The sequence below is a fragment of the Actinomycetota bacterium genome (assembly GCA_036280995.1).
In the GTDB taxonomy this organism is placed as follows: domain Bacteria; phylum Actinomycetota; class CALGFH01; order CALGFH01; family CALGFH01; genus CALGFH01.
Window position 1 is genome coordinate 1 of sequence record DASUPQ010000124.1, and the last position, 12,005, is coordinate 12,005.

Here is a 12,005-nt window from a genome sequence, read left to right on the forward strand (position 1 = left end):
GCCCGCTCGGCCATGGGCCCGTGGGGCGGGTTCATCACCGGGCTGGCCGAGAACATGGAGTACGTGATCACCCCGGCCGTGGTCGTGGGGGCGATGGGCTTCCTGATGCACGACATCGTCGCCGGGCTGTTCAACCTCGTCGGCGAGCCCTGGTGGAACAGCCCGGTCACCTGGTGGGCCGTCTTCTACGTGGTGTTCGTGTGGATCAACATCATCGGCATCGAGGCGACCATGCGCTTCACGGTCGCGATCAACATCCTCGCCCTCGGCGTCCTGGCCTTCTTCTTCATCTCGGTGCTGGCCTCGGGCAAGCTCGACACCAGCCTGTGGACCAACATCCCACCGGAGGAGGGCGGCTCCAGCTTCCTGCCCAAGGGCATCGCCGGGATCTTCCCGGCCATCCCGTTCGCCATCTGGTTCTACCTGGCCATCGAGGAGCTGCCGCTGGCCGCGGAGGAGTCGCACGACCCGGCCCGTGACGTCCCCCGGGCCACCATGTGGGGCCTGGTCACCCTGATCGTCACGGGCATGGGCGTCCTGTTCCTCAACACCGGGGTCGGTGGGGGGGCGGCCGAGCTCGGCACCTCGGCCACGCCGCTGTTCGACGGGTTCAAGGGCGTGTTCGGCGACGGCACCGCGGCCGAGCTGCTCGCCCTCATCGGCCTTGTCGGCCTGATCGCCAGCTTCTTCACCATCATCTACGCCTACGGCCGCAACACCTACTCGCTGTCACGGGCCGGCTACTTCCCGAAGTGGCTGTCGGTCACCCACGGCACCCGCAACACCCCCCACCGGGCCCTGATCGCGGGCGCGGTCGTCGGCTACGCCCTGGCCGTGCTCATCTACCAGCTCGGCAAGAGCGAAGGGGCCCTGGCCGGCCAGATCGTGGGGGCGCTGCTCTACATGGCCGTGTTCGGCGCCGTCATCTCCTACTTCATGCAGTGCCTGTCCTTCATCATGCTGCGCCGCAAGTACCCCAACATCGAGCGGCCCTACCGCAGCCCGGTCGGCGAGTGGGGCGCGGCCGTGGCCGGGTTGATCGCCCTGGTGTCGCTGATCTCGCTGTACTCCAACTCCGACTACCGGCCGGGCCTGTACGGGACCCTGATCTACTTCGTGCTCGGGATCGCCTACTTCGCCATCGCCGGCCGGCACCGCCTGGTGCTGTCGCCCGAGGAGGAGTTCGCCATGACCCGCGGCGAGCACGGGCGGCCCCAGCGCGAGGGCTACGGCACCACCCACGTCGCCGACCTCCAGGCCGGCGAGGCCGTGACCAGAGACGACACCCCGACCTCGACCCCCTGACCCGGGCCCCGGGCCGCCGTCAGTCGCCGGACGCCTCCGCCAGCTCGACCTGGCGGAGGCGGTCGGGGTCGGCCACGAGGTCGATGGCGGCGATCCGCCCACCGGCGAAGCTGAAGGCGAACGCGACCCGGGGCCGGCCGCCGGGGGCCCAGATGGCGCCGGGGACGCCGTCGACCAGGGCTGGCCGGGTCACCCGGGCGCGACCGGTGAACGTGCCGGCCACGGCCGCCGCCCCGCGGACCTCGGCGTCGGCGCCGATCTGGACGGCCGCAGGGTCGGCGCGGAGGACGACGTCGGGGTCGAGCAGGGCCACCAGGGCGTCGAAGTCGCCGTCGCGGGCCGCGGCCAGGAAGGCGTCGACCACCCGGCGCTGGCGGGTGCGGTCGGCGCCGGGGTCGGGGTCGGCGCCCCGGACCCGGCGCCGGGCCCGGCTGGCCAGCTGGCGGGCGGCGGCGGGGGAGCGGCCGAGGATGGCCGCGATCTCGTCGAAGGGGACGCCGAACAGGTCGTGGAGGACGAAGGCGAGCCGCTCGGCCGGGGTCAGGGTGTCCAGCACCACCAGCAGCGCCGGCCCGACCGCGTCGGCCAGGATCGCCTCCTGCTCGGGGTCGGTCCCCTCCCGCGGAAGGACGGTGGCGGGGTCGGGCCGGTGGTCGTCCAGGGGCTCCTCGCGGCGGGCGCCGCGGGCCCGGAGCATGTCCAGCGCCACCCGGGCGACGACCGTGGTCAGCCAGCCGCCCAGGTTCTCGACCCGCCCGGTGTCGGCCCGGCTGACCCGCAGCCAGGCCTCCTGGACGGCGTCGTCGGCCTCGCTGGGGGAGCCGAGCATGCGGTAGGCGACCGCCCGCAGGTGGGCCCGGTGGGCCTCGAACCGCTCCGCCAGCCAGCCGGTCTCGTTCACGTCACATCCTCGGGTCGCGATCCGTCATCGTACTGACCGGCAGGAGCCGGCCGATGTGACACCACGAGGAGGCGCACCGATGGCCGCAGGACTCCGCACCGTCATCTACCCCGTCAAGGACCTCAACCGGGCCAAGGCGATCTTCACCGAGCTGCTCGGGACCGCGCCGTCCATGGACGAGCCGTACTACGTCCAGTTCGGCGCCGGCGACCAGGAGGTCGGCCTCGACCCCAACGGCCACGGCAAGGGCATGACCGGCCCGGTCGGCTACTGGCACGTCGACGACATCGAGGGCGCCCTGGCCCGCCTCCTCGCCGCCGGCGCCGAGGCCCAGCAGCCGGTCAGCGACGTCGGCGGCGGCCGCCGCATCGCCACCGTCCTGGACCCCGACGGCAACGTCATCGGCCTGCTGCAGAAACCCTGACCGACGGGGGCTGCACGCACCGGGGCGGTCGCCGGCCTGGTCCCCGCCCCGGGACGGTGGGTCGGGCCCATGCCCGAACTGGCACGGGTGGGCCCTCGCGAGGGAGGCACCTCGCAGTTGCGGGCTGAACCCCGTCAATAACCTGCGAACGCCGGGAGCCATGCTAGGATCACCGGCAAATGCCAAGCTATCGAATCGGCCAGGTGGCCGACCTGCTCGGGGTGAGCGTCGACACGGCCCGGCGGTGGGCGGACACAGGACGGCTGGGGGCGCGGCGGACCGAAGGGGGCCAGCGGGTGGTCGACGGGGCCGCCCTGGCCGAGTTCATGACCGGGCTGCGGCACAGGCCCGAGTACGACGGGGTGGTCGCCCAGTCGGCCCGCAACCGGTTCCAGGGGATCGTCACCCGGGTGGTCAAGGACGAGATCGTGGCCAAGGTTGAGCTGCAGACCGGGCCCTACCGGGTGGTGTCGCTGATGACCCGGGAGGCCGCCGACGAGCTCGGGCTCGTCCCCGGGATGCTGGCCGTGGCCGCGGTCAAGGCGACCAACGTGGTGGTCGAGCTGCCCGGGCCGCCGCGTGGCGAACCAACGTCGAGGGAGAGGTAGAGGAGGCCGCATGCCCCGTTCCCGGACCCGCCCGGCCGCCGTGCTGGCGGCGGTAGCGCTCCTGCTCGCCGGCTGCGGCGGCGACGACTCGGGCGGCGGCTCGGGGGCGGCCACGCCCGGCGACGTCAAGGTGTTCGCGGCCGCCTCGCTGACCGCCGCCTTCACCGAGATCGGCGAGCAGTACACCGTCGCCAACGGCGGCACCAAGGTGACCTTCAACTTCGCCGGCAGCCAGGCCCTGGCCACCCAGATCCAGCAGGGCGCTCCGGCCGACGTGTTCGCCGCGGCCGACCTCACCAACATGGACAAGGTCAAGGACCTGACCGGCCCCCCGCGGAACTTCGCCAGCAACCGGCTCCAGATCGTGGTCGAGAAGGGCAACCCCAGGAACATCCAGCGCCTCGACGACCTGGCCTCCAGCGGCCTCAAGGTGGTCCTGGCCGCCCCCGAGGTGCCGGCCGGCAGGTACGCGGCCGCGATCCTGGGCAAGGCCGGCGTCACCGTCCAGCCGGTGTCGCAGGAGGACAACGTCAAGGCGGTTGTCACCAAGGTGTCCCTGGGCGAGGCCGACGCCGGGATCGTCTACGTCACCGACGTCACCGCCGGTGGGGACAAGGTCGAGGGGGTCGAGATCCCCGAGGACCAGAACGTCCTGGCGGCCTACCCGATCGCCACCGTCAAGGGGGGCAAGGCCCAGGACCAGGCCCAGGCGTTCGTGGACCTGGTCCTCTCGGCCGAGGCCCAGCAGGTCCTCAAGGAGCACGGGTTCCTGCCGCCGCCGACCACGTGACCGCCACCGCCCGGCGCCGCCAGGCGGCCACCCCCGGAGGCCGGGCGCCGATCGGCTTCGCCGTCCCGGCCGCCCTGGCCGTCGGGTTCCTGGCCGTTCCCCTGATCGCCCTGCTCGGGCGGACCCCGTGGGCCGACATGGGGGCGGAGCTGGCCACCCCCCGGGTGCTGGAGGCGGTGCGGCTGTCGCTGGTCTGCTCGGTGGGGGCGGTGGCGGTGTCGGTGGTGCTGGGCGTCCCCCTGGCCTTCCTGCTGGCCCGGGTCGAGTTTCCCGGCCGCAACCTGGTACGGGCGCTGACCACCCTGCCGATGGTGCTGCCGCCGGTGGTCGGCGGGGTGGCCCTGCTGCTGGCCTTCGGCCGCCGCGGGCTGATCGGCCAGTGGCTGGACGAGGTCTTCGGCATCACCCTGCCCTTCACCACCGCCGGGGCCATCCTGGCCGAGGCCTTCGTGGCCATGCCGTTCCTGGTCATCACCACCGAGGCCGGGCTGCGGGCCATGGACCGGCGCTTCGAGGACGCCGCCGCCACCCTGGGCGCCGGCCGCTGGCTCACCTTCCGGCGGGTCACCCTGCCGCTCGTCGCCCCCTCGCTCGGCGCGGGGGTCGCGCTGTGCTGGGCGCGGGCACTGGGGGAGTTCGGCGCCACCATCACCTTCGCCGGCAACCTCCCCGGCGTCACCCAGACCATGCCCCTGGCCGTCTACATCGCCCTGGAGACCGACCTGGAGGCGGCCATCGCCCTCAGCCTGGTCCTGCTGGCCATCTCCCTGGCCGTGCTGATCGCCCTCCGGGACCGCTGGTTCCCGACGGCATGAGCCTGGAGGCCGGGCTGCGGCTGACCCTGGGGCGGCTGGACCTCGAGGTCGAGCTGGCCGTGGCCACCGGCGAGCTGGTGGTGCTGCTCGGGCCCAACGGGGCCGGCAAGACCACCCTGCTGCGGGCCCTGGCCGGGCTGCTGGCCCTGGACCGCGGCCGGGTCGTGCTCGACGGGGCCGTGCTGGAGGACACCGCGAGCGGAACCTGGGTGCCGGCCGAGCGGCGGCCGGTCGGGTTCGTGTTCCAGGACTACCTGCTCTTCCCCCACCTGTCGGCGCTGGAGAACGTCGCCTTCGGGCTGCGCGCCCGCGGCCTGGGCCGGGCCGAGGCCCGCCGGAGGGCGGCGGCCTGGCTGGACCGGGTCGGCCTGGCCGCCCACGCCTCGGCCCGGCCCCGGGCCCTGTCCGGCGGCCAGGCCCAGCGGGTCGCCCTGGCCCGGGCCATGGTGGGCGACCCGCGGCTGCTGCTCCTGGACGAGCCGCTGGCCGCCCTTGACGCCGCCACCCGCACCGAGGTCCGCCGCGACCTGCGCCGCCACCTGGCCTCCTTCGACGGCACTCGGCTGCTGGTCACCCACGACCCCCTGGAGGCCATGGCCCTGGCCGACCGGCTGGTCGTCCTGGAAGGCGGCCGCGTCACCCAGACCGGCCGCCCGGCCGAGGTCAGCGCGCGGCCCCGCTCCCGGTACGTGGCCGAGCTGGTCGGGGTCAACCTGTACCGGGGCCGGGCCGGCGGCGACGGCGTCGAGCTGGCTGGCGGGGGACGGCTGGTCGCCGCCGGCGAGCACCGGGGCGAGGTGTTCGCCGCCGTCCACCCCCGCGCCGTCGCCCTGCACCGGCGCCCGCCCGAGGGCACGCCCCGCAACGTGCTGGACGGCACCGCCGATACCCTGGACGTGGTCGGCGACCGGGTGCGGGTCCGGGTCGCCGGCCCGGTCCCGATCGTGGCCGAGGTCACGCCGGCCGCCGCCGCCGAGCTGCGCCTGGCCGACGGCGGCCCGGTCTGGGCCAGCGTCAAGGCCACCGAGATCACCATCTACCCCGCCTGACCATGGAGCCGCCTGCTGGACGGCACCCCGGTCCTGGACGTCAAGCCGTTCGAGCCCCACCTCGACGTCTTCGGCCTGGACCCACCGGCCGAGCTCACGCCGGAGCCCGACGAGACCCGACCGGCCGGGCCACCACCCCGGCCACCGACGGCCCGGTCAGGGCCTCGACGGTGAACCCGCCGTCGGTCAGGTGGCCGGCCAGCGCGTCGGGGACCGTTGCCGGTCCCCGGCCCGGGGTGCCGTAACCGTAGAAGAGGAACAGGGCACCACCGGGCGCGAGCAGGGCCCGGATCAGCTCCAGCTCGCGGGCCGGGGTGCGGACCCAGAACAGGTTGACGTTCATGGCGAAGACCTTGTCGTACCCGCCCGGGCCCTCGGGCAGGTCGGTGGGGCGCAGCGACTCCAGGTCGGCGGTGCGCAGGACCGCCCGGCCGGCGGCGACGTGGCCGGCGTTGCGGGCGGCGGCCCGGCGGATGGCGGTGGGGGACCGGTCGATGGCGGTGATGCGGCCGCCGGCCAGCTGCTCGCAGACGAGCGAGACCGCCACCCCGGGGCCGCAGCCGATCTCCAGGAGACGGTCGCCGGGATCCGGGGCCATGACGCGCACGGCCCAGCGGATGCGCTCCGGGGACCGAACGGCCGGTCGCGGCATAGCTCCGCTCCTCAGGCGTCGGCCAGCAGGCGGGCCCGCTGCTCCTCCACGTCGAAGTCGGCGGCCGGCCAGCTCAGCTTCATGTCCTCGAGCTGCTCGACCAGCAGCTTGGCGACCGCCCAGTCGCGGTACCACTTGCGGTCGGCCGGGACCCGGTACCAGGGGGCGACGTCGGTGCTGCAGCGCTCCAGGGCGGCCGCGTACGCCTCCTGGTAGTCGGCCCAGAAGGCCCGCTCGTCGATGTCGCGCGGGTTGAACTTCCAGTGCTTGGTCGGCTCGTCCAACCGGGCCAGCAGCCGCTGACGCTGCTCCTCCTTGGAGATGTGGAGGAACACCTTGACCACGCGGATGTCGTCGGAGACCAGGCGGGCCTCGAAGCGGTTGATGGCGGCGTAGCGCCGGCTCCAGGCCGACCGCGGGACCAGGTTGTGGACGCGGACGACCAGCACGTCCTCGTAGTGCGAACGGTCGAACACTCCCAGCTTGCCCGGCCCGGGCACCCGCCTCCGGATCCGCCACAGGAAGTCGTGGGCCAGCTCCTCCCTGGTCGGCGCCCTGAACGACACGACGGTGCACCCCTGCGGGTCGACCTGGCCGATGACGTGCCGGATGGTCCCGCCCTTGCCCGAGGTGTCCATGCCCTGGAGGATCAGCAGCAGGCGGCGCGTCCCGCCGCTGGCCCCCTCGGCGTGCAGCCGCTCCTGCAGGTCGGACAGGCGCGGGCCGAGGGCGGCCAGCTCGGCCTTGCCGGCCGCCTTGCCGCCGTCGAAGCCGGGCGTGTCGCGGGGGTCGAGCGCGTTCAGGTCGACCGGGCCGTCCGGGACCCGCAGCAGGTCCGAGACCCGTACGGCTGCCTTGGAGCTCTTGCCCATGCGTCGCCTTTCCAGTCGGGGGACCGATGGCCGGCATCCTACGCGACCCCGGTCCTGGGAGACTGGGGTCATGACGCGCCTGTTCGTGGCCGTGCGGCCCCCGCCCGAGGTGGTCGCGCTGCTCGCGGCCCTGGAGCGGCCGGCACTCCCGGGCGTGCGCTGGTCGGTGCCCGAGCAGTGGCTGGTCAAGCTGCGCCCCCTCGGCCGCGTCGACGGCCGGGTCGTGCCGGGGCTGCGCGTCGCCCTCGAGGCCGAGCTGGCCGGGGCGCCGGCCGTGACCTGCCGGCTCGGCCCGGCGACCCGCCGCCTCGGCGGGCAGTGGCTGGGCGCGCCCGTCCACGGGCTCGACGACCTGGCCGCGGTCGTGTTCGAGGCGACCCAGGAGCTGGTGCCGGTCACCCACCCCCAGCCGTTCCAGGCCGACGTGGTCCTGGCCCGGGGCCGGGTGCCGGGGGAGCTGGCCGGCCGGCCCGTCGCCGGGTCGTGGACGGCCCGGTCGGTGTCGCTGGTGGCCGACCGCTCCGCACCCGGGGCGGTGCGGCTCGACGACCTGGCCCGCTTCCCGCTCGGGGACCCCGGGCCGGCCTGATCAGCTCCCCGAGGCCGTGCCCTGGCCGCGCGGGAGGACCGCCTCCGCGAACCCGCCGACTTCGGCCAGCCAGCGGCCGGGCAGGTCGCGGTGGAGGCAGTGGCCGCCGTCGAAGGCCACGAACCGTTCCGGACCCACGGCGACGCGGACGGCCTCGCGGTCGGGGCCCTGGAGGGCGCCGGCCCGGCCCTCGAGGAACCCGTCGCCGACCCGGCCGGCCAGGACCAGCAGCGGGACCGGGACCGCGGCCACCAGGGCCGTCAGGTCAAAGACCAGGTGGCCCCGGAGGCCGGCGGCGACCGCGGACGCGTCGGCGGCCGCGATGCCGTCGACCGAGTGCTGGACGTCCTCGTCGGCCCAGGTCGGGTTGGCCTCGCGCTCCCGGCGGACCAGGCGCTCGCGATCGTCGCGGACCAGGCGGGCGTCGGTCTCGACCCCGGCGGCCAGGGCCTCGGCGGCGCCGTCCCCCATCCTGCCGGGCGGGTCCTCGAGGACCACGGCCCGGGCCGCCCCCGGGTCCTGACCGGCCAGGGCGGCGGCCACGATGCCGCCCAGGCTGTGGCCGACCAGCAGGTCGACCGGCCCGCCGAGCCGGCCGGTGACGCCCTCCACCAGGCGGTCGAGGTCCAGCGGGCCGGTCGGCCGCGGCCAGTCGCCGTGGCCCGGCAGGTCGAGCGCGTCCACCGTCCAGCCCATGCCGGCCAGGGCCGGGCCGATCCGCCACCAGGTGGCGGCGGTGGACATCATCCCGTGGAGCAGCGCCACCCGGCCGCGGGCCGGGCCGGCGGGGTCCCAATGCAGGTTCACGCCACCTCCAGGAGGGCGGGCAGCAGATGGGCCGCGACCAGCTCGGTGGCTGGCCGCCAGCGGGGCGGGAGCTGGTCGGTCGGGGGCGGTCCGGGGTCGAAGCGGGGGTCGCCGGTGACGACCACGACCGCCCGGGCGGCGGGGACGGCGGCCACCAGCTGCCCGGCCCAGCCGGCGGCGAAGACGTGGTCGGGCGCGACCCACAGCAGGTAGCCGTACGGTCGGTCCTCGGGGGGACCGCCGCCGGTGTGGGCGGTGGCCATGTCGGCGGCGAAGGCCGGGTCCAGGAGCTGCCGGCCCCGCCAGCGGCCGCCGTCGAGCCACAGCCGGCCCAGCTTGGCCAGGTCGGCCGCGGCCAGCCGCAGATGCCCGGCGCCGTAGTGGAAGCCGTCGGGGTCCCTCGGCCAGCGCCACCCGGTGATCCCCAGGGGCGCGAACAGCCGCGGCTCGGCGTAGCCGGCCAGCGGCATGCCGACGACCGCGCTCAGGGCGGCGCCGAGCAGGTGGGCGCCGCCGTTGTCGTACCGGAACCTGGTCCCCGGCGGGTCCAGCTGCGGGGCGGCCGCGATCCGGTCCAGCCAGCCCGCCGGCAGGGCCATGACCTCGTCGATCTCGAACGGCCCGTCGGTCTCGGCCCCCCGGGTCATGGTGAGCAGCTGGCGGACGGTGTGGGCGGCCGCGGGCGTGCCGTCCAGGCGGGGCAGGACCCGGCCGGCCGGCAGGTCGAGGTCGCCCAGGCGCCCCTCGCGCACCGCGATCCCGCACAGGGTCGCCACCACCGACTTGGTCACCGAGAACACGTCGGCCACCCGCGGCCCCCGGTAGTGCCGGTCGAACACCACCTCGCCGCCGACCTCCACGAGGAGGTGGCTGGTGTGGGCGTAGGCTGGCTCGGACCGGATCGCCTCGTCGATCAGCCGGCAGGCATCCATCGGTGTGGGCACCCCGACAGTATGATCGCGGGGTCGCACGACCGTCGGAGGTTGCCATGAGGAAGCGGCGGGACCCTTCCCTTCAGGACGACGACGGCCCAAGGCTGATCTCCCTGCAGGACAAGCACGACGCCGACCGGCTGCTGCAGCAGGCCTACGCGGCCGGCGAGATCGACCTGGAGGAGCTCAAGCGCCGCCGGGGCAAGGTCTACGCGGCCGTGACCCCGCGCGAGCTGTGGAAGGCGAGCGGCCACCGGGCCGGGTCGCGGGAGCGGGCCGACAAGGCCGAGATCAAGCGCTCCATCCGCCTGCAGCTGGCGATCGTGGTCTTCGCCGCCGTCATCATGGTGTTCGTGCTGCTCGGGACCATCCTCAACGCCCAGGGGGGCACCGTGGACACGCCCATCTTCCCCTGGGACTGGGGGAGCAGCGGCGACTAGCGCCCGCCCCCCTTGACTTCCATAGTGGTGCTATTACAATAACCCCACTATGATGAAGCAGCGGCTGACCCGGGCCGAGCGGAGCGCCCAGACCCGGGCCGAGCTGATGGACTCGGCCCGGCGGCTGTTCCTGCGCCGCGGGTTCCACGCGGCCTCGCTCGAGCTGGTGGCCGAGGAGGCCGGGTTCACCATCGGGGCCGTCTACTCCCGCTTCGGCGGCAAGGCCGACCTGTTCCTGGCCATCCTCGACGAGCGGATCGACCAGCTCGTGGCCGAGGTGGCCGAGGTGGCCCGCACCGACCAGCCCATCCCGGCCCACGCCGAGCTGCTGGCCGGGCGGCGCATGGCCCTGCTGGAGCGGGAGCGCGAGTGGTTCCCGCTGGTGGTCGAGTTCTGGGCCCACGCGGCCCGGGACGAGCGCCTGCGGCGCGAGTTCGCCGCCCGCCACGAGCGCCTGGTCGGGGCCTACGCCGGCCTCATCGAGGCCGACTACGCCCGCCTCGGCCTGCCCCTGCCCCTGGCCCCCGAGGTGCTGGCCAGGGCGGTGGTGGCGATGGGCAACGGCGTCGCCCTGGAGCGGCTGGCCGACCCCGACCGGGTGCCCGAGGGGCTGCTGTCCACCATGGCCATCGCCTTCCTGCGGGGCGCGGCCGCCGGCGACCCGGCGGCGGAACGGAGGTCCTGACATGGACGCCACCTACCAGGCCAAGCGGATCACCGACATGGCGGGAGCGATGCGCCTGGCCCGCGAGCTCATCGGGCACGACCACTGGAGCGCCGAGCAGCTGGAGGCCTTCCAGCGCCGGCGGCTCGATGAGGTCGTGCGGCACGCCACGGCCAGCTCGCCCTTCTACCGCGAGCGCTACGCCGGCCTCGACCCCGGCGACCCGGTCGAGCTGCGGCGCCTGCCGGTGGTCGACAAGGCGACGGTGATGGAGCGCTTCGACGACCTGGTCACCGACCGGCGGCTCACCCTGGCCGCGGTCGAGGCCCACCTGGACGGCCTGGACCGCGACGAGCTGCTGCTGGGCCGCTACCGGGCCATGGCCACCGGCGGGAGCACCGGCCGCAAGGGCGTGTTCGTCACCGACCGGGCCGAGTGGCGCCAGTACCTGGCCGGCTTGTTCCGCTGGAACCACTACGTGGGGCTCCGGCCCCGGCTGCCGCGGCGGCTGCGGATCGCCTCCGTCGCCGCCGCCCGGCCCCTGCACATGACCTACCGGATGGCGGCCAGCATCGACGTCGGCCTCTACCGGGTCCTGCGGCTGGAGGCGGCCACCCCGCTCGCGGCCATGGTCGAGGCCCTCAACCGGCACCAGCCCGAGTTCCTTTACGCCTACGGGTCGGTGCTCGGGCTGCTGGCGGGCGAGCAGCTCGACGGCCGCCTCCGGATCAGCCCCGTGACCATCGCCAGCTCGGGCGAGACCCACACCGACGAGCTGCGCGACGCCATCCGGGCCGCCTGGGGGAGCAGCTCCTTCGAGCTGTACGCCATGACCGAGGCCGGCATCCTCGGCTCCCACTGCGACCGCCACCGCGGCATCCACCTGTTCGAGGACCAGGCCATCGTCGAGGCCGTCGACGAGCGGGACCGGCCCGTCCCGGCCGGGCAGGTCGGCCACAAGCTGCTCGTCACCAACCTGGTCACCCGGACCCAGCCGCTGCTCCGCTACGAGGTCTCGGACATGGTGGCCGTGGCCGGCGAGCGCTGCCCCTGCGGCCGCCCGTTCCGGCTGCTGGCCGGGATCGAGGGCCGCAACGACGACATCCTCCACCTGCCGGCCGCGGCCGGGGGCACGGTCGCCGTCCACCCCCTGGCCC

General features: G+C 74.8%; 15 protein-coding genes. 10 read left to right on the forward strand and 5 right to left on the reverse strand.

The features are described from left to right. The coding region (locus tag VF468_03835) for an amino acid permease (protein ID HEX5877443.1) at nt 1-1,305 on the forward strand (1,305 nt) is incomplete at its 5' end. Nucleotides 1,306-1,324: 19 nt separating this feature from the next. On the opposite strand, the gene VF468_03840 is transcribed toward VF468_03835, so the two are convergent. Continuing rightward, the gene (locus VF468_03840; protein HEX5877444.1) at nt 1,325-2,206 is read right to left on the reverse strand and encodes a sigma-70 family RNA polymerase sigma factor; all 882 of its coding nucleotides are present in this window, start codon (nt 2,204-2,206) and stop codon (nt 1,325-1,327) included. A 79-nt stretch (nt 2,207-2,285) separates the two neighbouring features. Here VF468_03840 and VF468_03845 point away from each other — a divergent pair, with 79 nt between their 5' ends. The 5 genes from VF468_03845 (at nt 2,286) to VF468_03865 (ending at nt 5,892) form a co-directional block, all read left to right on the forward strand. Further along, nucleotides 2,286-2,630, forward strand: a complete 345-nt coding sequence (locus tag VF468_03845; protein ID HEX5877445.1) for a VOC family protein — start codon at nt 2,286-2,288, stop codon at nt 2,628-2,630. Nucleotides 2,631-2,809: 179 nt separating this feature from the next. Further along, a complete protein-coding gene (locus VF468_03850) occupies nt 2,810-3,238 on the forward strand; it encodes a TOBE domain-containing protein (protein HEX5877446.1) in 429 nt (142 codons plus the stop codon). 10 nt (nt 3,239-3,248) lie between these two features. Next, nucleotides 3,249-4,028, forward strand: coding sequence for a molybdate ABC transporter substrate-binding protein (modA, locus tag VF468_03855; protein ID HEX5877447.1), 780 nt, complete (start codon nt 3,249-3,251; stop codon nt 4,026-4,028). Further along, nucleotides 4,025-4,843, forward strand: a complete 819-nt coding sequence (locus VF468_03860) for an ABC transporter permease (protein ID HEX5877448.1) — start codon at nt 4,025-4,027, stop codon at nt 4,841-4,843. Before modA ends, VF468_03860 begins: the two co-directional genes overlap by 4 nt. Continuing rightward, a complete protein-coding gene (locus tag VF468_03865; protein ID HEX5877449.1) occupies nt 4,840-5,892 on the forward strand; it encodes an ATP-binding cassette domain-containing protein in 1,053 nt (350 codons plus the stop codon). The genes VF468_03860 and VF468_03865 overlap by 4 nt, the downstream gene beginning before the upstream one ends. A gap of 94 nt (nt 5,893-5,986) precedes the next feature. Here the strand turns inward: VF468_03865 and VF468_03870 are convergent, their stop codons facing one another. Further along, entirely contained in the window at nt 5,987-6,544 is a 558-nt protein-coding gene (locus VF468_03870; GenBank protein ID HEX5877450.1) for a class I SAM-dependent methyltransferase, read from the reverse strand. A gap of 11 nt (nt 6,545-6,555) precedes the next feature. Beyond that, nucleotides 6,556-7,416: a polyphosphate kinase 2 family protein gene (locus VF468_03875; GenBank protein HEX5877451.1), complete on the reverse strand. Its 861-nt coding sequence runs from the start codon at nt 7,414-7,416 to the stop codon at nt 6,556-6,558. 70 nt (nt 7,417-7,486) lie between these two features. Here VF468_03875 and VF468_03880 point away from each other — a divergent pair, with 70 nt between their 5' ends. Next, the gene (locus VF468_03880) at nt 7,487-8,005 is read left to right on the forward strand and encodes a hypothetical protein (GenBank protein ID HEX5877452.1); all 519 of its coding nucleotides are present in this window, start codon (nt 7,487-7,489) and stop codon (nt 8,003-8,005) included. On the opposite strand, the gene VF468_03885 is transcribed toward VF468_03880, so the two are convergent. Further along, on the reverse strand, nt 8,006-8,812 hold the full coding sequence (locus VF468_03885) for an alpha/beta hydrolase (GenBank protein ID HEX5877453.1): 807 nt from the start codon (nt 8,810-8,812) through the stop codon (nt 8,006-8,008). Next, entirely contained in the window at nt 8,809-9,756 is a 948-nt protein-coding gene (locus VF468_03890; protein ID HEX5877454.1) for a serine hydrolase, read from the reverse strand. The genes VF468_03885 and VF468_03890 overlap by 4 nt, the downstream gene beginning before the upstream one ends. A 44-nt stretch (nt 9,757-9,800) precedes the next feature. Between VF468_03890 and VF468_03895 the strand changes: the two genes are divergently transcribed. The 3 genes from VF468_03895 to VF468_03905 all read left to right on the forward strand — a co-directional run. After that, entirely contained in the window at nt 9,801-10,184 is a 384-nt protein-coding gene (locus VF468_03895) for a DUF1707 domain-containing protein (GenBank protein HEX5877455.1), read from the forward strand. A 49-nt stretch (nt 10,185-10,233) separates the two neighbouring features. Further along, the gene (locus tag VF468_03900; GenBank protein ID HEX5877456.1) at nt 10,234-10,869 is read left to right on the forward strand and encodes a TetR/AcrR family transcriptional regulator; all 636 of its coding nucleotides are present in this window, start codon (nt 10,234-10,236) and stop codon (nt 10,867-10,869) included. Nucleotide 10,870: 1 nt separating this feature from the next. Then, nucleotides 10,871-12,005, forward strand: a 1,135-nt coding sequence (locus VF468_03905) for a phenylacetate--CoA ligase family protein (protein ID HEX5877457.1), incomplete at its 3' end; no start/stop codon positions are given.